The 23861-nt window shown below is 71.0% G+C and carries 21 protein-coding genes; 17 read left to right on the top strand and 4 right to left on the bottom strand.

All coding sequences use genetic code 11. The annotated features are described in order from the left end of the window. Positions 1 to 75 precede the first annotated feature (75 nt). From ABIA36_RS05910 to ABIA36_RS05845, 14 genes are all read left to right on the top strand, one after another. Entirely contained in the window at positions 76 to 1263 is a 1188-nt protein-coding gene (locus ABIA36_RS05910) for a 4-hydroxybenzoate 3-monooxygenase (RefSeq protein ID WP_369961350.1), read from the top strand. Positions 1264 to 1271: 8 nt separating this feature from the next. After that, positions 1272 to 2051, top strand: a complete 780-nt coding sequence (gene pcaH, locus ABIA36_RS05905) for a protocatechuate 3,4-dioxygenase subunit beta (RefSeq protein WP_369961349.1) — start codon at positions 1272 to 1274, stop codon at positions 2049 to 2051. Continuing rightward, positions 2044 to 2607, top strand: a complete 564-nt coding sequence (gene pcaG / locus ABIA36_RS05900; protein ID WP_369961348.1) for a protocatechuate 3,4-dioxygenase subunit alpha — start codon at positions 2044 to 2046, stop codon at positions 2605 to 2607. The genes pcaH and pcaG overlap by 8 nt, the downstream gene beginning before the upstream one ends. Continuing rightward, entirely contained in the window at positions 2600 to 3754 is a 1155-nt protein-coding gene (locus ABIA36_RS05895) for a lyase family protein (RefSeq protein ID WP_369961347.1), read from the top strand. Before pcaG ends, ABIA36_RS05895 begins: the two co-directional genes overlap by 8 nt. Next, positions 3754 to 4947 carry an alpha/beta fold hydrolase gene (locus tag ABIA36_RS05890; protein WP_369961346.1) on the top strand — a complete coding sequence of 398 codons (1194 nt, stop codon included), beginning with the start codon at positions 3754 to 3756 and terminating at the stop codon, positions 4945 to 4947. Before ABIA36_RS05895 ends, ABIA36_RS05890 begins: the two co-directional genes overlap by 1 nt. After that, entirely contained in the window at positions 4940 to 5734 is a 795-nt protein-coding gene (locus tag ABIA36_RS05885; RefSeq protein ID WP_369961345.1) for a CoA transferase subunit A, read from the top strand. The genes ABIA36_RS05890 and ABIA36_RS05885 overlap by 8 nt, the downstream gene beginning before the upstream one ends. A 1-nt stretch (position 5735) precedes the next feature. Beyond that, positions 5736 to 6404 (top strand): CoA transferase subunit B, encoded by a 669-nt coding sequence (locus tag ABIA36_RS05880; RefSeq protein WP_369961343.1) that lies wholly within the window; start codon positions 5736 to 5738, stop codon positions 6402 to 6404. Continuing rightward, positions 6397 to 7611, top strand: a complete 1215-nt coding sequence (locus tag ABIA36_RS05875) for an acetyl-CoA C-acetyltransferase (RefSeq protein WP_369961342.1) — start codon at positions 6397 to 6399, stop codon at positions 7609 to 7611. The genes ABIA36_RS05880 and ABIA36_RS05875 overlap by 8 nt, the downstream gene beginning before the upstream one ends. Positions 7612 to 7716: 105 nt before the next feature. Then, complete coding sequence (locus ABIA36_RS05870) at positions 7717 to 8484, top strand: ABC transporter ATP-binding protein (protein WP_369961341.1); 768 nt, start codon at positions 7717 to 7719, stop codon at positions 8482 to 8484. Next, on the top strand, positions 8466 to 10037 hold the full coding sequence (locus ABIA36_RS05865) for a transporter (RefSeq protein ID WP_369961340.1): 1572 nt from the start codon (positions 8466 to 8468) through the stop codon (positions 10035 to 10037). Before ABIA36_RS05870 ends, ABIA36_RS05865 begins: the two co-directional genes overlap by 19 nt. Positions 10038 to 10085: 48 nt before the next feature. Next, complete coding sequence (locus ABIA36_RS05860) at positions 10086 to 10643, top strand: dihydrofolate reductase family protein (RefSeq protein WP_369961338.1); 558 nt, start codon at positions 10086 to 10088, stop codon at positions 10641 to 10643. Positions 10644 to 10756: 113 nt separating this feature from the next. After that, positions 10757 to 12487 (top strand): ABC transporter ATP-binding protein, encoded by a 1731-nt coding sequence (locus tag ABIA36_RS05855; RefSeq protein WP_369961336.1) that lies wholly within the window; start codon positions 10757 to 10759, stop codon positions 12485 to 12487. Between the two features lies 1 nt (position 12488). Then, positions 12489 to 14504, top strand: a complete 2016-nt coding sequence (locus ABIA36_RS05850) for an ABC transporter ATP-binding protein (RefSeq protein WP_369961335.1) — start codon at positions 12489 to 12491, stop codon at positions 14502 to 14504. Positions 14505 to 14581: 77 nt separating this feature from the next. Continuing rightward, positions 14582 to 14878, top strand: a complete 297-nt coding sequence (locus tag ABIA36_RS05845; RefSeq protein WP_369961334.1) for a hypothetical protein — start codon at positions 14582 to 14584, stop codon at positions 14876 to 14878. A gap of 256 nt (positions 14879 to 15134) precedes the next feature. Here ABIA36_RS05845 and ABIA36_RS05840 read toward each other — a convergent pair whose 3' ends face one another. Both ABIA36_RS05840 and ABIA36_RS05835 read right to left on the bottom strand, forming a co-directional pair. Beyond that, a complete protein-coding gene (locus ABIA36_RS05840) occupies positions 15135 to 15416 on the bottom strand; it encodes a Fe-S cluster assembly protein HesB (protein ID WP_369961333.1) in 282 nt (93 codons plus the stop codon). A 125-nt stretch (positions 15417 to 15541) separates the two neighbouring features. Then, complete coding sequence (locus ABIA36_RS05835) at positions 15542 to 16084, bottom strand: type 1 glutamine amidotransferase domain-containing protein (RefSeq protein ID WP_369961332.1); 543 nt, start codon at positions 16082 to 16084, stop codon at positions 15542 to 15544. A 55-nt stretch (positions 16085 to 16139) separates the two neighbouring features. On the opposite strand from ABIA36_RS05835, the gene ABIA36_RS05830 reads away from it, so the two are divergent. Beyond that, positions 16140 to 16964 carry an aldo/keto reductase gene (locus tag ABIA36_RS05830; RefSeq protein WP_369961331.1) on the top strand — a complete coding sequence of 275 codons (825 nt, stop codon included), beginning with the start codon at positions 16140 to 16142 and terminating at the stop codon, positions 16962 to 16964. Between the two features lie 41 nt (positions 16965 to 17005). On the opposite strand, the gene ABIA36_RS05825 is transcribed toward ABIA36_RS05830, so the two are convergent. Further along, positions 17006 to 19156: a S9 family peptidase gene (locus tag ABIA36_RS05825; protein WP_369961329.1), complete on the bottom strand. Its 2151-nt coding sequence runs from the start codon at positions 19154 to 19156 to the stop codon at positions 17006 to 17008. Positions 19157 to 19225: 69 nt separating this feature from the next. Here ABIA36_RS05825 and ABIA36_RS05820 point away from each other — a divergent pair, with 69 nt between their 5' ends. Together ABIA36_RS05820 and ABIA36_RS05815 are read left to right on the top strand one after the other, a co-directional pair. After that, complete coding sequence (locus ABIA36_RS05820) at positions 19226 to 20935, top strand: alpha-glucosidase (RefSeq protein WP_369961328.1); 1710 nt, start codon at positions 19226 to 19228, stop codon at positions 20933 to 20935. Positions 20936 to 21023: 88 nt separating this feature from the next. Then, positions 21024 to 21479 carry an SRPBCC family protein gene (locus ABIA36_RS05815; RefSeq protein WP_369961327.1) on the top strand — a complete coding sequence of 152 codons (456 nt, stop codon included), beginning with the start codon at positions 21024 to 21026 and terminating at the stop codon, positions 21477 to 21479. A 50-nt stretch (positions 21480 to 21529) separates the two neighbouring features. On the opposite strand, the gene ABIA36_RS05810 is transcribed toward ABIA36_RS05815, so the two are convergent. Beyond that, positions 21530 to 23815 carry a transglycosylase domain-containing protein gene (locus ABIA36_RS05810; RefSeq protein ID WP_369961326.1) on the bottom strand — a complete coding sequence of 762 codons (2286 nt, stop codon included), beginning with the start codon at positions 23813 to 23815 and terminating at the stop codon, positions 21530 to 21532. Between the last annotated feature and the right edge of the window lie 46 nt (positions 23816 to 23861).

Below are 23861 nucleotides of genomic sequence, written 5' to 3'. Positions count from 1 at the left end.
TGGAATCAACCGTCGAGGGGGCGACGGATTCGCCCAGGATGGGACGACCTTCCCACCGACGCGAGAGGCGGAACAATGCGCACCCAGGTCGCCATCATCGGGGCCGGGCCCGCGGGACTCCTGCTCGGGCACATCCTCCGACGAGCGGGGGTCGATTTTGTCATCCTCGAGCAGAAGAGCCGGGAGTACGTGCTCGGCCGGGTGCGCGCGGGTGTGCTGGAACAGGGCTCCGTCGACGTGCTGCGCGAACTCGGCCTCGACGCCGACCTCGCCGCGCGCGGTCTGACCCACCACGGCATCTACCTGCAGTACGAGGGGGAGCGCCACCACCTCGACTTCGTCGACCTCGTCGGCCGCACGGTCACGGTGTACGGCCAGCAGGCGCTCGTGCGCCACCTGCTCGCCGAGCACGACCGCATCGGCTCCGACGTCCGGTTCGAGGTGGAGGGCGTCACCCCGCACTCCGTCGACTCGGACGCGCCGTACATCGCCATCGGCGGCGGAACGGGTGGGCTCGGCAGCGAGGCCGAGCGGATCGACTGCGACATCGTCGTCGGCGCCGACGGCTACCACGGCGTCTGCCGCCCGGCGATCCCCGGCATCCAGGCGCTCGAGCGCAGCTACCCCTACGCCTGGCTCGGCATCCTCGCCGACGTCGCGCCGTCGACTGACGACCTCATCTACGCGCTGCACCCGGACGGCTTCGCGATGCACTCGATGCGGTCGCGGGAGGTCTCCCGCCTCTACCTCCAGGTCGATCCCGGCGAGTCCGTCGGCGACTGGTCCGACGAGCGGATCTGGGAGGCGCTGCAGACCCGGCTCGGAGTCCCCGGCTGGACGCTGAACGAGGGCACGATCACCGAGAAGTCGATCACGCCGATGCGCAGCTTCGTGGCCTCCACGCTGGAGCACGGCCGGCTGTTCCTTGCCGGCGACGCCGGGCACATCGTCCCGCCGACCGGCGCGAAGGGCCTCAACTCGGCCATCGCCGACGTCGCCCTCCTCGGCCGCGCGCTCACCGCGCACTTCGGTGGCGACGACTCCCTCCTGAAGCGCTACAGCGGCGCCGCCCTCGCCCGGCAGTGGAAGGTGCAGCAGTTCTCCCAGTGGATGACCGAGATGCTGCACGTCCACCGGGAGGTCCCCGACGAGGCGGCCCGCGCCTTCCGCTACCGCAGCCAGCTCGGACAGCTGGAGTACACCACCGGTTCGCGTCACGCGCAGGCGGCCCTCGCCGAGCAGTACGCGGGCCTCCCCTTCTGAGGTACGAGATGAGCGCTGAGAACACGACAGAGCCGACGCAGGACCAGATCACCGCGGAGATCGCGGCCGCGCACGCGGCGGCGGCCGCTGCGGGCCCCCTCCCGTCGCACCCGCTGCGCGACTTCGGGCCGTACCGCAGTTCGCGGCTGCGGCATCCCACCCACGAGCTGGTCCGGGCCGACCCGGAGGAGATCGAGCTCGTCTCGCCCGCGTTCGGCCACACCGATGTCGCCGCCGAGGAGAGCGACCTCACGATCCAGCACAGCGGAGAGCCGCTCGGCGAGCGCATCATCGTGACCGGCCGCGTGCTCGACGGCGAGGGCCGGCCGGTGCGCAACCAGCTCGTGGAGGTCTGGCAGGCGAACTCCTCCGGTCGTTACGTGCACAAGCGCGACCAGCATCCCGCTCCGCTCGACCCCAACTTCACGGGGGTGGGCCGCGCGATCACCGGCGAAGACGGCTCCTACCGGTTCGTCACCATCAAGCCCGGCCCCTACCCGTGGCGCAACCACCGCAACGCCTGGCGGCCGGCGCACATCCACTTCTCGCTGTTCGGGTCCGCGTTCACGCAGCGGCTGGTGACGCAGATGTACTTCCCGAGCGACCCCCTGTTCTCGCTCGATCCCATCTTCCAGTCGATCGTCGACCCGGCCGCGCGCGAGCGGCTGATCGCCACGTACGATCACGAGGTGAGCGAGCCGGAGTGGGCGCTGGGCTACCGGTGGGACATCGTCCTGACCGGCGGAAAGGCGACCTGGATGGAGCCGGAGGAGGGCGACCATGCCTGAGACGCAGAAGCAGCACCTGCAGACCCCGTCGCAGACGGTCGGGCCGTTCTTCGGCTACGCGCTGCCGTACGCGGGCGGAGCGGAGGTCGTGCCGCCGTGGCGGGACGGCGTGATCCGCCTGCACGGCACCGTCTTCGACGGCGACGGCGAGCCGGTCCCCGACGCGATCCTCGAGGTCTGGGGCGCCGACGCCGACGGCGCGCCGATCTCCCGGCAGGGCAGCCTCCAGCGCGACGGGTACACCGTTACGGGATTCGGGCGCGTCGCCGTCGACCGCGCCGGGCACTACACGTTCACCACGGTCCGCCCGGGCTCGCCCGCGCCTGGCCGGGCACCGTATCTGCTGGTGACCGTGTTCGCGCGCGGCCTCCTGCACCACCTCTTCACGCGCGCCTACCTCGAAGACGGCGACCCGTTCCTGGCCACGGTGCCGGCGGAACGGCGGAGCACGCTGCTCGCCACCCCGGACGGCGACGACAGCTACCGCTTCGACATCCGCCTCCAGGGCGAGGGCGAGACCGTCTTCCTCGACTTCGTGGGGGACGGGCGTGGCTGAACCCTTCGACTGGGGTCTCCTCGAACCGGCCGGTGCAGTGGGTGTTCCGGCGGGAGACGATCGAGTGCTGGCCGCCATGGTCGCGGTCGAGGAGGCCCTGGTCGGAGCCTGGGACGAGCTCGACGGCTCGGCAGCCCAGCCCGGGTACGCGCCGCTCGGGTTCGACGCCGCGGCGATCGACCGCGCCCGGCTCGTCGCGGGTGCGCGGGAGGCCGGGGTGCCGGTCATCGCGCTCGTCGAACAGCTTCGCGAGCAGGCCGGAGCGCACGCGGGGCGCGTGCATCGCGGCGCGACCAGTCAGGACATCGTGGACTCGGCGCTCGTGCTGGTTTCCCGGGAGTCCCTGTCGCGCGCGCGGAGCGCCCTCGCGGCTGCGGCCGCGGAACTCGCGACCCGCGCGATCCGCTCGCGGGCGACCCCGCTGCTGGCGCGCACACTCACGCAGCAGGCGGAGCCGACGACGCTCGGTGCCGCCCTGGCCTCCTGGCTGGACGCCGTGGTGTCGGCGCTGGAGGTCCTCGACCGTCTCGAGTATCCCGTCCAGCTCGGCGGCGCCGTGGGCACCGGCGCGGCGTTCGCCCGCCTGGCTGCCCGCGCCGACGCCCCGCAGACCCTCCGCGCGGGCGTCGCCGCCCGCCTCGGTCTAAGCGATCCGGGCCGCGCCTGGCACACCGACCGCGGCCCGGTGCTGGCGATCGCGGACGCCGCGGCGCGCGTCGCCGCGGTGGCCGGCCGCGTCGGCCGCGACCTCGGGCTGGCCGCGCGCGACGGCGTGCTCCTCCCCGCGACCGGCGGCGGCTCGTCCGCGATGCCGCACAAGCAGAACCCGGTCGACGCCGTCCTGCTCACCGCGAACAGCCTCCGCGCCCCGGGCCTCCTCGCCACCGTGCACACCGCCGCGCTCAGCTCGGACGCGCGGCCGGCGGGGGAGTGGCACGCGGAATGGCAGGCCTGGCGCGAGCTGCTGCGCATCGCGATCGAGAGCGCCGAGGTGCTCGCGCACGCGATCCCCGATCTGGTGGTGGTCGAACGCGCGGGGAGCACCGTGAACGCCGACGCCGCCGACCTGGCCTCCGCGGGGGCTGTCGTGGACGCCGCCGTCGCCCGCTACCGCGCCCACGCCGAACCCGACCGAGAGGCCCACTGATGACCATCCCGCGACTGCGCGGCTCGATGACCGCGGCCTCCCCGTCCGCCGCGGCGCCGCGCCTCCTGGTGCTGCTGCCCTCCATTGGCACGACGACCGAACTCTGGGACGGCGTCGTGGCTCGCCTGGCAGGCGCTCCGGACTCCCCGCGCATCCTGCGCGTCGACCTCCCGGGTCACGGCGCCTCGCCCGCCGCGCGCGAGCCGTTCACGGTGTCCGAACTCGCAGCGGCGGTGCTGGCCCTCGTGGACGACGTCGGCGGCGGCGCGTTCGACATCGGCGGCGACTCGCTCGGCGGTGCGGTGGCCCTGGAGGTGGCGCTCGCCGCCCCGGAGCGCGTGCGGAGCCTGGCGATGTTCTGCTCCGGAGCGCACATCGGCACGCCAGAGCGCTGGGCCGACCGCGCCGCGCAGGTGCGTGCCTCCGGCACGGCCTCGGTCGTGGCCGGCAGCGCGCAGCGCTGGTTCGCGCCCGGCTACCTGGCCGCGCACCCCGACGGCCCCGGCGGCCACGCGCTGAAAACCCTGCTCGACGTCGACGACGAGTCGTACGCCCTGTGCTGCGAGGCACTCGGCGGGTTCGATCGCCGGGACGACCTCCCGAGCGTGCGAGCGCGGGCGCTCCTCGTCGCCGGCGCGCACGACCAGGTGACGACGTCGGGCCTGATGGCGGAGGACGCCGCGGCGCTCCCCGATGCGCGCTTCGTCGAGCTGGCGCACGCCGCCCACCTCGTCCCGCTCGAAGACCCGGCCGAGGCGGCAGCGTTGCTGAGGGCGCTGCTCGCGGAGCGCGACGCCGACGCCGTCGCGGCCTTCGACCGAGGCATGGCCGTCCGGAGGGCGGTGCTGGGCGACGCCCACGTCGACCGCGCCACGGCGGCGATCACGCCGGAGACCGCGGACTTCCAGGACTTCATCACCCGCTACGCGTGGGGCGAGGTCTGGGGCCGGCCGCAGCTCACGCGGCCGGAGCGCTCGATCGCGACCCTGGCCAGCCTGGTCACCGGCGGCCACGAGAACGAGCTGCGCATGCACGTGCGCGCCGCCCTGCGCAACGGCCTGACCCGCACGCGGATCGCGGAGGTCATCCACCACACCGCCCTGTACGCCGGGCTGCCCGCCGCCAACGGCGCGCTGGCGATCATGCGCGAGGTCTTCCTCGAATCCGACCAGACGGAGGGAACAGATGGATAAGACGTACGGGTCGGCCGCAGAGGCCGTGGCCGACATCCCGGACGGCGCCTCGCTCGCGGTCGGCGGCTTCGGCCTGTCCGGCGTGCCGATCGTGACGATCCGCGCGCTGCTGGCGCGCGGCGTCGGCGGCCTCGAGGTCGTGTCGAACAACTGCGGCGTCGACGGCTGGGGGCTGGGCGAGCTGCTCGCCGCCGGCCGCATCCGCCGCGTGATCGCCAGCTACATCGGCGAGAACAAGGAGTTCGCCCGTCAGTACCTCGGCGGCGAGGTGGAGGTCGAGCTCACCCCGCAGGGCACGCTGGCCGAGCGCCTGCGCGCGGGCGGCGTCGGCATCCCGGCCTTCTACACGGCGACCGGCGCCGGCACGGCTGTGTCGGACGGCGGCATGCCGATCCGGTACGCGGCCGACGGCTCGGTGGCCGAGGAGAGCACGCCGAAGGAGTTGCGCCCGTTCGACGTGTTCGGCCGCAGCCGCGAGTACGTGCTGGAGACCGCGATCCGCACCGACTTCGGCCTGGTGCGCGCCGCGGTCGGCGACCGGCACGGCAACCTGCGCTTCGAGAAGTCGACCCGCAACTTCAACCCGCTGGCCGGGATGGCCGGCCGCATCACGATCGCTGAGGTGGACGAGCTGGTGGAGCCGGGCGTGCTCGGCCCCGACGACATCCACCTGCCCGGCATCTACGTGGACCGGGTGATCGCGCTGACGCCCGAGCAGTCCGCCGATCTGCCGATCGAGAAGGTCACCGTGCGCGCCCGACCGACCACCGCCCCGGAAGGAGCCTGACATGCCCCGCAGCCGCGACGAGATGGCCGCGCGTGCCGCCCTCGAACTCGAGGACGGCTCGTACGTGAACCTCGGCATCGGCCTCCCCACGCTCATCCCGAACCACCTGCCGGAGGGCGTGCACGTCGTGCTGCATTCCGAGAACGGCATATTGGGCGTCGGGCCGTATCCCTGGGAGGGCGAGCAGGACCCGAAGCTCATCAACGCGGGCAAGGAGACGGTCACGGTCCTGCCCGGCGCGAGTTACTTCGACTCGGCCGCGAGCTTCGGGATGATCCGCGGCGGCCGCATCGCCACCGCCGTCCTCGGGGCCATGCAGGTCTCGGCCTCCGGCGACATCGCCAACTGGGCCGTGCCCGGCAAGATGGTCAAGGGCATGGGCGGCGCGATGGACCTCGTCAACGGCGCCGAGCGCGTCATCGTGGTCATGGAGCACGTCGCCAAAGACGGCTCGGCGAAGCTGGTCGAGCAGTGCACCCTCCCGCTGACCGGGCGCGGCTGCGTCGATCGGATCATCACGGACCTCGCCGTCATCGACGTGACCGACGACGGTCTGGTGCTGCGCGAGGTGGCGCCGGGCGTGACCGTGGACGAGGTGGTGGCCGCGACGGGAGCCCCGTTGACGATTCCGGCCGTGTTGGCCGCGGGGACGGAGGCCGCGCATGCCTGAGCTGCGCGAGGTCGTCATCTGCTCGCCGCTGCGCACGCCGGTCGGCCGGATGGGCGGCGCGCTCGCCCCGGTCTCCGCGTTGTCGCTCGCCGAGACCGTGCTGCGCGCCCTCCTCGACCGCACCGGCCTCGACCCGGCCACGGTGGAGGGCGTGATCGGCTCGCAGGGCTATCCCACGATGGAGGCTCCCGCGTTCGGCCGCGTCGCCGCGCTCAACGCCGGCTTCCCGGTCACCACGACCGGCTACCAGCTCGACCGGCGCTGCGGCTCCGGCCTCCAGGCGGTCATCAACGCCGCGATGGAGGTGCAGACCGGCGCGAGCGACGTGCTGGTCGCGCTCGGCGCCGAGTCGATGTCGAACGCTCCTCTCTATACCGAGCAGGGTCGGCGCGGCCTGCCGCCCGGCGGTCTGATGCTGCACGACGCGCTCGCGCGCGGCCGCGAGACCGTCGGCGGCCGCAACTTCCCCACGCCGGAGGGCAACGTCGGCTCGGCGGAGACCCTGCGCCGCGAGTACGGCATCTCCCGCGCGGCGCAGGACGCGCTCTCGCTGCGCTCGCACCAGCGCGCGGTCGCCGCACAGGCGTCGGGTGCGTTCGACGCCGAGCTGGTTCCCGTGACCGTGCCGGGCCGCAAGGGCGATGTCGTGGTCGACCGCGACGAGCATCCGCGTGCCGACACGACGCTGGAGGCGCTGGCCGGCCTCCGCCCGATCCTCGGCCGCAGCGACCCGGAGGCGACCGTCACCGCCGGCAACTCCAGCGGCCAGAACGACGCCGCGGCGGCCGCGATCGTCACCACTCCGGAACGGGCGAGCGCGCTGGGCCTCATCCCTGCACTGCGGCTGCGGTCGTGGGCGGTCGCGGGCAATGACCCGGCCGTGTTCGGCGTCGCGCCCGTCCCGGCCGCGAACAAGGCGCTGGAGCGCGCCGGCGTCGCCTGGGGCGACATCGACGTGATCGAGCTCAACGAAGCCTTCGCCGTGCAGGTGCTCGCGTGCCTCGCCGACTGGGGCATCGACGCGGAGGACCCGCGCCTCAACCCGCGCGGCAGCGGCATCTCGATCGGGCACCCCATCGGCGCCACCGGCCTCCGGATGCTGGCGACGCTCGCCCACGAGCTGCCCGCCCTCGACGGCACGCTCGCGGTCGAGACCATGTGCATCGGCGGGGGTCAGGGCCTCGCCGCCGTCTTCGAGCGCGTCTGACCCCGCGTCGTGCCGCCCCTCCACGGGGGCGGTGCGAGCGGGTGCCGCGACGCGTAGGGTGAGGTGGGCTGCGTCGGAGGAGCACGACAGCCCGGGGGAGGTGCGATGACGCAGGACGATGCGGTCGCGGTGGCGATCCGTGGTCTGCACAAGCGGTTCGGGGCGAAGGCGGCGGTCGACGGCATCGACCTCGACGTGCCCTCCGGCAGCTTCTACGGGCTGGTCGGGCCGAACGGCGCGGGCAAGACCACGACGCTCAACATGGTCACCGGCCTGCTGCGTCCCGACGCCGGTCAGGTGCTCATCCACGGCGTCGACATGTGGCGCGACCCGCTGGCGGGCAAGGCGCTGGTCGGCGTGCTCTCCGACGGCGTCCGGCTGTTCGACCGGCTGACCGGCGAGCAACTCGTCGAGTACGCGGGCCTCCTGAGCGGCATGGACCGCCCGACCGCGATCGAGCGCACCCACGACCTCCTGAACCTGCTCGACCTGGCGTCCGCAGGCGGCACCCTCGTCGTCGACTACTCCGCCGGCATGACCAAGAAGATCGCGCTGGCCGCCGCGATGGTGCACGCACCGCGTGTGCTCGTGCTGGACGAGCCGTTCGAGTCGGTCGACCCCGTCTCGGCTGCGAACATCCGCGACATCCTGCACGGCTACGTCCGGGGCGGCGGCACGGTCATCGTGTCGTCGCACGTCATGGACCTGGTCGAGCGGATGTGCGACCACGTCGCCGTGATCAACGACGGCCGTGTCCTCGTCGCCGGCACCGTGGACGAGGTGCGCGCGGGCTCCACCCTGGAGGACCGCTTCGTCGAGCTGGTCGGCGGTCGCCGGGTCGGGGAGGGGCCGGAGTGGTTGCGACACTCGTAAGGCTGCGCCTCCTCGTCCTCCGCAACTCGTTCCGCCGCAGCACCTCGCAGCTCGTCGCGGTCATCCTCGGCGGCGTATACGCCCTCGGCGCGCTCGTCGTCGTCATCGGCGGCCTCGTCCTGCTGGGCTTCGCGCCGACCGAGGTGGTGCGCACGGTCGCCGTCATCGGCGGCTCGGCCGCCGTGCTCGGCTGGGCGATCTTCCCGCTGCTGCTCTCCGGCATCGAGCAGACACTCGACCCCGCGAAGCTCGCCGTCTACCCGATCCCGCTGCGCCCGCTCATGCTCGGGATGCTGCTGAGCGCGACCGTCGGGGTCGCGGGAGCGGCGACCACGCTCGCGGCGCTGGCGACATCGCTGAGCTGGCTCCGGCTCCCGGGCATCGCCGTGGTCGCGCTGGTGACCGGCGCCCTCGGCGCCGCGACCTGCATCGTGCTGTCGCGCGCGGTCACCTCGGTGTCGAGTGGGCTGTCCGGCGGCCGGCGCTTCCGGGAGGCCAGCGGGCTGCTCGTGCTCATCCCGCTCATCCTTGCCGGGCCGATCGTCATCGGGATCACACGGGGCCTGCGCTCGTCGGCCGACGCGCTGCCGGCCGTCGCCGACGGGCTGTCCTGGTCGCCGCTCGGGGCCGTCTGGGCGGTGCCGTCGCAGCTCGCGCTGGGCGACCCGCTCGGCGCGCTGGCGCGGTTCCTGATCGCGGTCGCCACCTTCGCCGTGCTGTGGCTGGTCTGGCGCTGGGGACTCGCCCGGTCGCTGACGACCCCGGCGCGCGCGTCGTCGCGGGTGAGGGCGCAGGGGAAACTGGGCTGGTTCGGCATCCTGCCCGGCACGCAGTCCGGCGCGATCGCCGCGCGCTGCCTCACCTACTGGTTCCGCGACCCGCGCTACCTGCGTCAGCTCCTGGTGATCCCGCTCATGCCGGTCCTGTTCTGGTTCTACTCGAACCTCAACCACTCGTCGGTGCTGCCGGTGATCGGCGCTCCTGTCGTGGCGTTCTCGCTCGGCATCGGGATGATCGCCGACGTCTCGTACGACTCGACCGCGTTCGCGCTGCACGTCGCGAAGGCCGTGCCGGGCCGCGCGGACCGCTGGGGCCGGGCGGCGGCGCTGCTCTCGTTCGCCGTGCCGGCGATCGTGCTCATCGCGGTCTTCGGCGCCGCCGTCAGCGGTTCCTGGCACATCCTCCCCGGCCTGATCGGCCTCTCGCTCGGGATCCTGCTCACCGGGTCGGCGGTGTGCGCGGTGACCTCGGCCCGGTTCGTGTTCCCCGTGCCGGAACCGGGCGACAACCCGTTCCGGTCGCGGCCGGGCGCCAACATCTCGCTGCTCGGCCCGACCTTCGCCGCGTGGGGCGTGATCGCGGCGCTGTGCCTGCCCGAGATCATCCTGTTCGTGGTCGGGCTGGTGACCGGCGACGCGCTCTGGCTCTGGGCGGCGCTCGTCGTCGGCGTGGCGCTGGGCGGCGTGCTGGTGGGCGTGGGCGTGCGGGTCGGCGGGAACATTCTCGACGCCCGGGCGCCCGAACTGCTGCTGCAGTTGCGGAAGGACGCCTGATCGAGCTGCTGGTGGCGACGGCCTGAGGCGGAGCCCTAGGCTGGCCGCATGGGCAGCATCGCAGTGCACGAGTTCGTCTCCCTCGACGGGGTCTTCGAAGACCCGAGCTGGACGGCCGACTACGGTTTCGATCCCGAGATGGGCGACGACCTGGCACGCATCACGGGCGCGTCGGAGCGGATCCTGCTCGGGCGGCGCACGTTCGAGATGTTCGCCCCGGCGTGGTCGGGGCGCACGTCCGCCGACGACCCGGGAGCGCCCTTCTTCAACGACACCGAGAAGCTCGTGGTCAGCTCGACGCTGGACGACGCCAGCGCCGAGGCCCTCTGGGCGAACTCGCGGTCGCTCGGCGGCTACGACGCCGACCGCGTGCGGGAGGCCAAGGAGAGCGTGAGCGGCGGCCTCTACATCAGCGGCAGCGGCTCGCTCGTGCGGGCCCTGATCGCGGACGGGCTGGTCGACGCCCTCCACCTCTTCGTGTACCCGGTCGTCCGCGGCTCTGGCGCGCGGCTCTTCCCGGAGGGCACGCCGGAGGCGAAGCTGCGGCTGCGGCAGTATGACGCCTACGCCAACGGTGTCCTCCACCTCCTCTACTCCCCGGCCTGATCTCCACAGATTTCGAATGCGGTCACGGGCTGACCGCAGTGCCGGATAGCGTCGGATCAGACGGGGAACATCGTCCCGATACGACTCCACCAGAAAAAGAACCAGGAATCACCGTGACTCTTCTTCGATTGGCGCTGCGGTTCATCCGCCCCTACTGGGGCGCGGTCGCAGCCGTGGTCGTGCTGCAGCTCATCGCGACCATCGCCGCCCTGTACCTCCCCACGCTCAACGCCGACATCATCGACAAGGGCGTCGTCACAGGCGACACGAACTTCATCTGGTCGACGGGCGGCAGGATGCTCGTCGTCTGCTTCATCCAGGTCGCCGCGGCGATCACCGCCACCTACTTCGGGGCGCGCGCCTCGATGTCGCTGGGGCGCGACGTGCGGCGCGCCTTCTACCGCACGGTCGACTCGCTCCCGGCGCTCGACCTCGCCCGGTGGGGCATGCCCACCCTCATCACGCGCAACACCAACGATGTCCAGCAGGTGCAGATGCTCGTGCTGATGACGCTCAACTTCATGGTGTCCACGCCGATCATGTGCGTCGCGGGCATCATCCTCGCCGTGCGGGTGGACGCGGGGCTCTCCTGGCTCGTCTGGGTGTCCGTCGCCGTGCTGTTCGTGGTGGTCGGCATCCTGGTCTGGCTGCTGCTGCCGATGTTCCGGGTGATGCAGGACCGCATCGACGGCGTCAACGGCGTCATCCGCGAGCAGATCGTCGGCATCCGCGTCATCCGCGCGTTCGTCCGCGAGAAGTTCGAGACGGCGCGCTACGACGACGCGAACGCGGCGCTCACCCGCATCTCCGTCAAAGTCGGCAACGTCTTCGTGCTGATGTTCCCGCTCATCATGCTGATCCTGAACGCCGCGACCGTCGCCGTGCTCTGGTTCGGCGGACACCGGGTCGGTGCGGGCGACATCCAGGTCGGCGCGTTGACGGCGTTCCTCCAGTACCTGTTGCAGATCCTGGTCGCGGTGATGATGGGCGTGTTCATGGCCATGATGATCCCGCGAGCAATCGTCTGCGCCGAGCGCATCGACGAGGTGCTGAGCGCGGTGCCGTCCACGGGCGCGGACGCTGGCACCGGCGGTGTGCCGCGCGACGGCCGGGTGGAGGTCGACGGGGTCACCTTCGGCTACCCTGGCGCCGAGAAGCCGGTGCTCAGCGACGTGAGCTTCACGGCCGAGCCCGGACGGGTGACCGCGATCGTGGGCTCGACCGGATCGGGCAAGTCGACCCTCGTCTCCGTCATCGCCGACCTGTTCACCCCGCAGAGCGGGCGGGTGCGCATCGGCGGCGTCCCGGTCGACTCGCTGAGCCGGGAGCAGCTCTCCGGCGTGCTGGGCCTCGTGCCGCAGAAGCCCTACCTCTTCTCGGGCACGGTCGCCAGCAACCTGCGGTTCGGTCGGCCCGACGCCACGGACGACGAGCTCTGGGAGGCCCTGCGGGTCGCCCAGGCCGAGGACTTCGTCCGGGCCAAGGAGCACGGCCTCGACGAGCGCATCGCCCAGGGCGGCACCAACGTCTCCGGCGGACAGCGCCAGCGGCTCTGCATCGCCCGGGCACTCGTGGCAGAGCCGCGGGTGCTGCTGTTCGACGACTCCTTCTCGGCACTCGACGTCGCGACCGACGCCCGGCTGCGCAGCGCCCTGGCGCAGTCCACGGGCGACGCCACCGTGATCGTCGTGGCGCAGCGCGTCTCCACGATCCGGGAGGCCGACCAGATCATCGTGCTCGACGACGGCAGAGTCGTCGGGCACGGCACCCATGACGAGTTGCTGGAGACGAGCGAGACGTATCGCGAGATCGTCGAGTCCCAGCTCAGCCTGGAGGTGGCCTGAGATGGCGCGCCAGAAGAAGAACCGCACCGCCGCCGGCCGCGCAGCCGCCGCGGAGCAGGACGGCGTTCTCACCGAGGCCGGCGTCCAGACGGCGATCGACGAGCTCGAGCTCGAATACGAGTACGAGTACGAGCCCACCGAGGGCGACGGCGACATGTTCGGCGGCACGCCCGCCAAGAAGGCCGAGCACTTCTGGCCGTCGTTCAAGCGACTGATGGGGCTGCTCAAGCCCGAGTGGCTCGCCATGTCGTTCGTGACCCTGCTGGTCGTGATCTCGGTGGCGCTCATCGTGATCGCGCCGAAGATCCTCGGCAACGCGACCGATGTCATCTTCAAGGGGGCCGTCGGCACGATCACCTCCCACGGCCTTGTTCCCGGCCACGGGATCGACTTCGTCGCGCTCGGCCGTCTGCTCATGATCGTGCTCGCGATGTACGTCGCCGCATCGCTGCTGCAATGGTGGCAGGGCTACCTCCTGAACGCGCTCGTGATGCGCGTCATCTACCGCCTGCGCGCCGACGTGGAGAGCAAGCTCAACCGGCTGCCGCTCAGCTACTTCGACACCCGCCAGCGCGGCGACCTCATGTCGCGCGTGACCAACGACGTCGACAACATCCAGACGGCGCTGCAGCAGGCGTTCTCGCAGCTCATCCAGTCGGTGCTGACGGTGATCGGCATCGGCATCATGATGTTCATCGTCTCGTGGCAGCTCGCGCTCATCGCGCTCATCTCGATCCCGCTCTCCGGAGTGATCGCAGGGGTGATCGGCACCCGGTCGCAGAAGCTGTTCAAGCAGCAGTGGAACTCGACCGGCGCGCTCAACGGGCACATCGAGGAGTCCTACTCGGGCCTCGACCTGGTGCGCGCCTTCGGCCGTGACGCCGTGATGCTCGAGGAGTTCGACCAGCGCAACGAGAAGCTCTGGAAGTCGACGGTCGGCGCCCAGTTCGTGTCCGGGATGATCATGCCGGCCATGAACTTCGTCTCCTACCTGTCGTACGTCCTGATCGCGGTCGTCGGCGGCCTCCGGGTCGCCTCCGGTCAGATGACGATCGGCGACGCGACGGCGTTCATCCAGTACTCGCGCGAGTTCTCGCAGCCGATCGGCCAGATCGCGGGCATGGCGAACATGCTGCAATCCGGTGTCGCCTCGGCGGAGCGCACCTTCGAGTTCCTCGACGCGGAGGAGCAGTCGGCCGACACCGCGTCTCAGCACCTGCCCGAGCGGGCCGACGGCCGCGTCGAGCTGGAGGGCGTGGAGTTCTCCTACGACCCGCAGACCGAGCTGATCCGCGACCTGTCGCTGTCGGTCGCGCCGGGCCACACGGTCGCGATCGTCGGGCCGACCGGCGCGGGCAAGACGACGCTGGTCAACCTGATCATGCGGTTCTACGAGCTGAACGGCGGCAGCATCCGCCTCGACGGCATCGACACGACGGACCTGTCGCGCGCAGAGCTGCGCGGCCAGGTCGGCATGGTGCTCCAGGACGCCTGGCTGTTCTCGGGCACGATCCGCGAGAACATCCGCTACGGCCGGCTCGACGCGACGGACGAGGAGGTCGTGGCGGCCGCCAAGGCGACGATGGTCGACCGGTTCGTCCGCCAGCTTCCGGACGGCTACGACACGAAGATCGAGGCCGACGGCAGCAATGTCTCCGCCGGAGAGCGCCAGCTCCTGACGATCGCCCGCGCGTTCATCGCGAACCCCTCGCTGCTCATCCTCGACGAGGCGACCTCGTCGGTGGACACCCGCACCGAGCTGTTGGTGCAGCACGCGATGGCCGCGCTGCGGAGCGACCGCACGTCGTTCGTCATCGCGCACCGGCTCTCCACGATCCGGGATGCGCACACCATCCTGGTGATGGAGCACGGCCGCATCGTGGAGCAGGGCGACCACGCGACCCTCCTCGCGCGGAAGGGCGCGTACTACGAGCTGTACATGACCCAGTTCCGGGGCGCGGCCGCCGAGCAGGAGACCGAGGCCGGCTCGGAGTCCGCGGAGGTCCCGACCGCGTAGTCCGCCGACGCATACTCCGGATCGTTCGAAAAGTGAACGAGTTGAGGCGGCGGGGGAGCAGGACGTACAACAGCAGTATGACGATCGACTCCCGCGCCGCGCTCCCGCCCGGTCCGACCTACGATTACGGCGGCCACAGCGTGTGGATCGTCCCCGAGCCGGACTCCACCACACGCTGGCGGGTGATGGAGGATGAGGGCTACTTGGGGACCATCACCACGGCCGATCCGGTGAAGGGCGAGCCGGAGGTCCACTTCGCTGTGCACTTCGCGGGCGAGGAGGACATCCCGCCCACCAAGATCGTCCCGCTGTGGACGACAGCCGTCGAGTTCCTCATCGACGCGGGCGAGCCGCACGAGCCGCCCGAGGCCTGACGCCGTCGCGGCGCCCTGACTCCCCTCAGAGCTGACTCCCCCCGGAGGGTGGGTGTGCGGGCGGCATTCGGGGTTGAAACCGCCGCCCGCACCTCATCCACGAAAACACGGGGCACGAAATCGGTCGACGCGATTGACAACCGCGCTCCGGTGTGCCGGTTGCGCGCACGACTCGGCCCCGGCGCGTAACGCACCGGGGCCGGGGAAACGGGCGTCGATGGGACGCCGGCTTCGGGTAGTCGCTCGTCGGCTCTCGCTAGGCGAGCGCACCGATCGCGAAGCTCACTGCGCCCTGGTCGTCGACCTGGGCGTCGAGCACCTTGTCGTCGAGCGCGACAGCGGCTCCCTGCTCGAGGAAGAGCCGTGCCCCGGCGGACTCGACCACCTGGTCCGCGGGCTCCGGAGCGGGCGTGACGGCAGCGGCGAACGCGGTGTTCTGCGGGTTGCTGCTGCTGATGCGCAGGCCGGCGTCGTCCTCCGGCGCCTGGTCCGTGAGGGTCTTGACGATCGTGCTGGCGTTCTCGGTCAGGGTGAGCACGTGCTCTCCTTTCGTTGTTCCTCCAGGAGTCGCCTACGTTCCCGCGGTCCGCGCCGGAGTGCAACCCCGCTCTCCGCCATTGCCAGGAAACGTCCACGCAGCGCGGAGGCGGGGCGCAGCCGCGCTCAGGCGATGAGCTTCAGGAGCTCGCGGTTGAATGCGGGGAGGTCGTCCGGCTTGCGGGAGGACACCAGCGCGAACGGGCCCGAATCCACCACGACCTCCTCGTCGACCCAGGTCGCGCCGGCGTTCCGGTAGTCGGTCTGCAGGCTCGGCCAGCTCGTCAGCGTGCGCCCGTCGACGACGCCCGCTTCGATGAGCACCCACCCGCCGTGGCAGATCACCGCGATCGGCTTTCCGGCGTCCGCGAACGCCTTCGTGAGCGCGACCGCCTCCGGGAACGTGCGCACCTGGTCGCCGTTCGCGACGCCGCCGGGCAGCACCAGCACGTCGAAGTCGTCCGCCGAGGCGGCGTCGAATGTGAGGTCCACCGGGAACTCGTCCGCCGGGGTCAGGTGATTGAACGCCTGCACGGTCCCGGAGTCCTTCGAGATCAGTTTCGCGGTCGCACCCGCATCGGTGACCGCCTTCCACGGGTCCGCCAGCTCCGCTTGCTCGATCCCCTCGGGACCCACCAGGAATGCCACCCGCTTGTCGTCATAGGCCATTTCGGCTCCTTTCGTCTTCCTCATCTCTACGCCTGGCCCGGGGGAGAATGAACCCATGGCGAACATCCCCGAGGTCTCCCTCAACGACGGCAACCGCATCCCGCAGCTCGGTTTCGGCGTCTACAAGATCCCGGAGGCCGAGACGGTGGACGCTGTGCTGACCGCTCTCGAGGCCGGATACCGCCACATCGACACCGCGACCTTCTACGAGAACGAGCGCGCCGTCGGCGAGGCCGTGCGGCGCAGCGGGCTGCCGCGCGACGAGGTGTTCGTGACGACGAAGGTGTGGTGGACGGACAATGGCTACGACTCGACGCTGCGCTCGTTCGACGCCAGCCTCGAGCGGCTGGGTTTCGAGGCGGTCGACCTGTACCTCATCCATTGGCCGGCGCCCAAGCACGACAAGTACGTGGAGACGTGGCGCGCACTGGAGCGCCTGAAGGCCGAGGGCCGCGCCCACTCGATCGGCGTCGCCAACTTCCACATCCACCATCTCGATCGCCTCGCCGCCGAGACCGGGACGGTGCCCGCCGTGAACCAGATCGAGCTGCACCCGTGGCTGCCGCAGCGCGAGGTCCGTGCGTACGACGAGGCGCATGGCATCGTGACCGAGGCCTGGTCGCCCCTCGCCCGCGGCCGCGTGCTGGACGACCCGGTGCTCGCCGGGCTCGCCGCGAAGCACGGGGTGACGCCGGCGCAGGTGGTCATCCGCTGGCAGCTCCAGCTCGGCAACGTGGTCATCCCCAAGTCGTCCACACCGGAGCGCATCCGCGCCAACCTCGACGTCTTCGACTTCACCCTCGACGCCACCGACCTCGCCGCCATCGCGGCCCTCGAGTCCGGCGAGCGCACCGGCAAAGACCCCGACGACCTGGGCTGACCGCGCCCGCGTCGGCGCGGATCTCCTCCGCTACCGCCGCGTCACTCCCCGGTCGGGTGCGCCCCCACCACGTCGAGCAGCCACGCCAGGGAGAACGCCCGTTCGCGCCAGGCCGCGTACCGCCCGGACACCCCGCCGTGGCCCGCCGCCATCTCCGTCTTCAGCAGCGCGTCGGCGCCCACCTCCCGCAGCTTCGCCACCCACTTCGCCGGCTCGACGTACAGCACGCGGGTGTCGTTGAGGCTCGTGACGGCGAGGATGCGCGGGTACACGCTGTGGTGGACGTTCTCCACCGGCGCGTACGACTTCATGTAGAAGTACACGTCCTCGTCGTGCAGCGGGTCGCCCCACTCGTCCCACTCGATCACCGTCAGCGGGAGCGACGGGTCCAGGATCGTCGTCAGCGGGTCCACGAACGGCACCTCCGCCAGCACACCGGCGAACAGGCGCGGCGCGAGGTTGGCGACGGCGCCCATCAGGAGGCCTCCCGCACTGCCACCCTGGGCGGCGAGCTGCGCGGGCGTGGTCCAGCCCTGGTCGACGAGGTGCTCCGCCGCGGCCACGAAGTCGCTGAAGGTGTTCTTCTTGTGCAGCTTCTTGCCGTGCTCGTACCAGAGCCTCCCGAGCTCGCCGCCGCCGCGCACGTGCGCGATCGCGAACACCACGCCGCGGTCGAGGAGGCTGAGGCGTGCGATGCCGAACGACGGGTCCATGCTCGCCTCGTATGAGCCGTACCCGTACAGCACGAGCGGCGCCGGCTCACCGGGCGTCACGAGGTCGCGCCGGTAGACGAGCGAGATCGGGACGCGCGTGCCGTCCGCGGCGGTCGCCCACTCCCTGCGCTGCTCGAACAGCTCCGGCTCGAACTCCCCGAGGACCGGCTGCTGCTTGCGCAGGGTGAGTTCGCGAGTGCGTACGTCGTAGTCGTACACGCTCGACGGGGTGACGAAGCTGCCGTAGCCGAGCCGCAGGAAGGGCTGCGTCCACTCGGGGTTGCCGCCCGCGCCGACGGTGAACAGCTCCTCGTCGAACTGCAGCTCGTGGAGGATGTCGTCCACCTCGCCGACGACGCTGCCCTCGGTCGGCGACGGGAGGCACGCGACCGCGAGCCGGGTCATCCCCTCGCGGCGGTACTCCAGCGCGACGAAGTCGCGGAACGCGTCCACCCCCTCGATCCGCACAGCCGGGTCGTGGGGGAGCAGGGTCCGTCGCGGCCCCTGCGGGTCGTCGGCCGCGACGCTGACCAGCTCGAAGTTGACCGCGCCGTCGTTGTGCACGATGAGCAGCCGGTCGCGGCCTCCCGCGACGACGTGCTCGATGTCGTACTCGACGCCCTCCTTGCGCGGCCAGACGACACGGAACTCGCCCGTGGGGTCACCCGCGTCCAGCAGCCAGCTCTCGCTGGTGATGTTGGAGCCCGCCTCGATGACCAGGTACCGGCGGCTGCGGGTGAGGCCGACGCCGATCCAGTACTTCTCGTCGGGCTCGTGGAAGACCTGCGCGTCGGGCTCGCCGTCCGGCCCCTGACCGACCCGGTGCCGCCACACGGTGTCCGGTCGCCAGGCGTCGTCCACCGTCGTGTAGAAGAGGTACTCTCCGCTCGGGTCGAAGAGCGCGCCGGCGCCGGTCCCCGCGATCTCGTCGGGGAAGGCGGCGCCGTCGCCGGTCAGCGACCGCACCCGGATCGTGTACCGTTCGTCGCCCTCGGTGTCGACGGCGTAGAGCAGCCGGCTGCCGTCGGCGCTGACGTCGAAGCTGCCGAGCGCGTAGAAGTCGTGCCCCTCGGCCTCCGCGTTGTCGTCCAGCAGGATCTGCTCGCCCGGGAGGCCGTGCTGCTGCGCGTGCTCGTCCAGCGCCGGCGGCTCCCAGTCGTCGGGGCCGTCGATGGGGGCGCGGCAGTGGATGCCGTACTGCTTCCCCTCGACGGTGCGGGTGTAGTACCACCAGTCGCCCTCGCGGGTGGGGACGCTCAGGTCGGTCTCCCGGGTGCGGGACTTGATCTCGTCGAAGATCTGCTCGCGCAGCACGGCGAGCTTCTCGGTGCGCGCGTTCGTGTAGGCGTTCTCCTCGTGGAGGTGCGCGATGACCGCCGGATCGTCCTTGTCGCGCAGCCACTCGTAGTCGTCGACGACGACGTCCCCGTGGTGCGTGCGCTCGGTCGGCTTCTTCGCGGTGATCGGCGGCGTGAGCATCCCACCAGGCTACCCAACGCGGGTGCGCGGCGGGGCTGTGTGCGCGGCCCCCGCCGGTAAGGTGGGCCCGTGAACGAGACATGGTGGAAGTCGGCGGTCGTGTATCAGGTCTACCCGCGCAGCTTCGCGGACAGCGACGGCGACGGCATCGGCGACCTCCGGGGGATCATCCAGCATCTCGACTATCTGCAGGAGCTCGGCGTCGACGTCGTCTGGCTCTCGCCCATCTACGCCTCCCCGCACGACGACAACGGCTACGACATCAGCGACTACCGGGCGATCGACCCGCTGTTCGGCACCTTCGACGACTTCGACGAACTGCTCGCCGGCCTCCACTCCCGCGGCATCAAGCTGGTCATGGACCTCGTGGTCAACCACACCTCCGACGAGCACCCGTGGTTCGTGGAGTCCGCCTCCTCGCTCGACAACCCGAAGCGCGACTGGTACTGGTGGCGGAAGCCGCGCGACGGCCGTCAGCCCGGCGAGCACGGCGCCGAGCCCAACAACTGGGGGTCGGCCTTCTCCGGCCCCGCCTGGCAGCTCGATCCGGCCACCGGCGAGTACTACCTCCACCTGTTCTCGCGCAAGCAGCCCGACCTCAACTGGGAGAACCCGGAGGTGCGCGAGGCCGTCTACGACATGATGAACTGGTGGCTCGACCGCGGCGTCGACGGCTTCCGCATGGACGTCATCAACTTCATCTCGAAGGTGGTGGAGCTCCCCGACGGCGAGGTCCCTCCCGGGCGGCTGTACGGCGACGGCTACCCGTTCTACGCTCAGGGTCCGCGCCTCCACGAGTTCCTGCAGGAGATGCACGAACGGGTGTTCGCCGGGCGCTCCGGCGACTTCCTCACCGTCGGCGAGATGCCGGGGGTGACGATCGAGGAGGCGCAGCTGTTCACCGACCCCGCACGCGCGGAGGTCGACATGGTCTTCCAGTTCGAGCACGTCGACCTCGACCACGGTCCCGGCGGCAAGTGGGACGACCGGCCGGTGAGCGTGCTCGACCTCAAGCGCAACCTCGCCAAGTGGCAGGAGGGCCTGGCCCGGACCGGCTGGAACAGCCTGTACTGGAACAACCACGACCAGCCGCGCGTCGTCAGCCGGTTCGGCGACGACCGGCCGGAGCACCGCGCCGCGTCGGCGAAGGCGCTCGGCACGGTGCTCCACCTGATGCGCGGCACGCCGTACGTCTACCAGGGCGAGGAGCTCGGCATGGCCAACGTGCCCTTCGAGTCCATCGACGACTTCCGCGACATCGAGACCCTCAACCACTACGCGGAGGCCGTCGACATCCAGGGCCAGGACGCCGCGGCGGTCATGGCGGCGCTGCGCCGCACGAGCCGGGACAACGCCCGCACGCCGATGCAGTGGTCGGCCGCGCCCGCCGCCGGGTTCACCACGGGCACGCCGTGGATCGAGGCCAACCCGGACTATGTGCTGGTGAACGCGGAGGCCGAGATCCATGCCCCCGACTCGGTGTTCGCCCACTACCGCCGGCTCATCGACGTCCGGCACCGGTCGGAGGTGGTCGCCGACGGCGACTTCACCCTGGTGCTCGCTGACCATCCCCAGCTCTTCGCGTACGTGCGCGCGCACAACGGCCGCCGGTTGCTGGTCCTCGCCAACCTCTCCGGCGAGCCTGCCCGCTACGACGCGTCGGAGCTCGCGGGCTGGGAGGACGCGGCCCTCGTGCTCGGCAACCTCGACGACTCGGTGGACCGTGGCGTGTCCGGCTCCGTGGAGCCCTGGGAGGCGCTGGTCTTCGAGCAGGCCTGAGCGCCGGGGTTGTGCTCCCCGCTCCCCGGGGTGTGTGATGGGCGTCGAACGTCGCCCGAGGCGGCGACGGGAGCGGGAGTGGCGCGTCATGGGCAACTACGTCGCGAGGGCCGAGGCCGACATCCGTGCGCCTCGACGGGAGGTCTGGAACCTGCTGACGTCGAGCGGTTCCCATCCCGAGATCCTGTTCGGCGCGGAGATCGTCTCCGACTGGCGGCTCGGCTCGCGCATCGTGTGGCGCGGCGAGTGGCAGGGGAAGACCTTCGAGGATCACGGCCGGGTGATCGAGCTGGACGACCGTGACGAGCCGTGGCGGATCGTGCTCACGCACTTCAGTCCGCTGAGCGGCCTGCCCGACGTCCCGGAGAACTACCACGCGCTGCACTTCGAGCTCGACGCGACATCCGAGGGCACTCACGTCACGCTCGATCAGGACAACAACCCCACGGTCGAGGCGGCCCGGCACTCCCGGGACAACTGGATCGCCATGCTGGAGGGCGTCAAGGCGGTCGCCGAGCGCTCAGCGGCTCGACGCCCGGCCTGACCGAGGCTGGCGGAGCCGGAACGGGTCCGGTCGATCAGGCCATCGGCTGATCAGCCGTGGCCCTTGCCCTTGCCCGCGGGCGGTCCCGGGGCCGGGGCCGGGGCCGGAGGCGCGGCCGGGGCTCCGGGCTTCGCCGGCGTGGCCGCTTTCGGCGGTGCGGAGACGCCGAGGAACTTCGGGAGCGGAGCGGGGAAGGCCGTGCCGCCGTACGCGGCGTCGAGCGCGGTCTGGATGCGCTTGACGATCGAGAACTTGACGTTGCCGCCGCCGACGCCCTGGAAGGTCTGGCTGCGGAGGGCGACGCCGCCCGAGATGTTGCCCACCCAGGTGGCCTGCGCGACCTTCGTCGTGGAGGTCACCAGCCAGTTCTCCACCGAGTTGTCCGTCGTTCCGGTCTTGCCGAAGATCGGGACCCCGTCGTTCGGGTTCGCGGAGGCCGCAGTGCCGCCCCCGCGCAGCACGCCCTGCAGGGCGTAGATCGCGGCGGCCGCGACGCCCGGGTCGATGGGTGTCGTCGAGCACTGGGTCTTGGGCACGGCGTGCGGGACGCCGTCGTTGGTGACGATCTTGTCGATGGCGATCGGGGTGCAGGCCTGGCCGTGGTTGGCGATCCCGGCGTACGCCGTCGCCATCGTGAGCGGGGCGATATAGTTCGTGCCGAGCACGGACGACGGGTTCGCGCGGAACGGGTTGGTCGCCTCGTCGGCGCCGTGCACCCCGAGGGCCTGGGCGCCTTCCTTGATGCCGCAGAGGTCGATCTTGGTGGCCATCATGGCGAAGATCGAGTTGATGGACGCTGCCGTCGCGTTCATCACCGACGTCGACGTCACCGTCTCGCCCTCGTCGTTCGCGACGTTCCACGGTGAACCGCCGATGTCGTTGCAGGGGTCGCTCTCGTGGAACGCGGTCTGCGGGAAGACGTGCTGCGTCCCGTTCACCACCTCGTTGAGGGTGTGGCCCTCCTTCAGCCATTCGAGCAGGTCGAACGCCTTGTACGACGAACCGGTCTGGAAGCCCTCCGAGCCCCCGTAGTCGTAGTCGGTGTTGTAGTTGACCGCCGTGGTGCCGGCGGCGGGCGCGGCCGTGTTGTCGTACGGCCTGTTCTGCACCATCGTGACGATCCGCCCGGTGCCGACCTCAACGGCGACGTTGGACGACCCGAGGTCGAGTGCGGGGCTGGTCGGCGGGATGTACGACGACACCGCCTGCTGCGCCTGCGATTGGAGGTCGAGGTTGAGCGTCGTGTAGATCTTGAGGCCGCCGCGCGTCAGGAAGCTGGACCGCTCGTCGGCGGTCTTGCCGAAGATCGGGTCCTGCTCGATGGTGCGCTCGACGTAGTCGCAGAAGAACGCCGCGTTGAACTGCTGCGCCGTCATGCAGCCGTTCGACATCTGGCTGATCTTAGGCTCCACCTTGGTCGCCTTCGCGGCGTCGTGCTCCGCTTTGGTGATCTTGCCGTTCACCAGCATGCGGTCGAGCACGTAGTTGCGCCGGGCGAGGGTCTGCGCGTAGCCGTTCGCCGCGCCGTTGTCCTTGTTGGCCGGCTGATCGATGCGCAGGTTGTCCGGGTTGTTCAGGATGGCGATGAGGGTCGCGGCCTGGGGGAGCGAGATGGCCGCAGCCGAGACCCCGAAGTAGTACTCGGCCGCCGACTGGACACCGTAGACCCGGCCTCCGAACAGAGCGATGTTGAGGTAGCTCTGCAGGATGTTGTTCTTCGAGTACTCCTTCTCGAGCCCGATCGCGTAGCGCATCTCCTTGAGCTTGCGCACCGGGTCGACCGCGGTCGCGTCGTTGTAGCACGCCTGGTAGGCCTTGTACTGCTTCTTCTGGACGGCGTCCGTCGCGGTCGGGTCGGGCTGCTTGTTCTCGCAGCGCTGCACCAGGATGTTCTTGACGTACTGCTGCGTGATGGACGAGCCGCCCTGCACCGACTTGTGCAGCGCGGTCAGCACCGCACCGCGGAGGGTGCCGGTGACGTCGACGCCGCCGTGTTCGTAGAAGCGCGGGTCCTCGGTCGCGATGGCCGCGTCTTTGAGGTTCTGGGAGATGGCGTCCCAGCCGACCTCGACGCGGTTCTGCGAGTAGAACGAGGCGATCGGCACCGGCTTGCCGCCGGCGGTCGCGTACATGGTGGACGCCTGTGCCAGCGGCTCCACCTTCATGTACTCCGGGAGGCCGTCGAAGACGCTGATGGTCGAGTCAGCGGCCGTCCCGGTGAGGGCGACGGCGGGTGTGACGGCGGCGGCGGCGAGGAGTCCGGCGACAGCGCTCAGTGCCACGAATCCGAGCAGCGCGGGCGCCCACTTCCATCTTCTGCGTCCGTCAGCCGTCATGCGCGCAATGATACGCGTGCCCGATGTCGGGTCCCCGAGGGTACGC

The organism is Leifsonia sp. EB34, assembly GCF_041260585.1.
GTDB lineage: Bacteria > Actinomycetota > Actinomycetes > Actinomycetales > Microbacteriaceae > Leifsonia.
The sequence above is the reverse complement of the archived record's forward strand: the minus strand, read 5'-3'. Positions and strand labels throughout refer to the sequence as shown.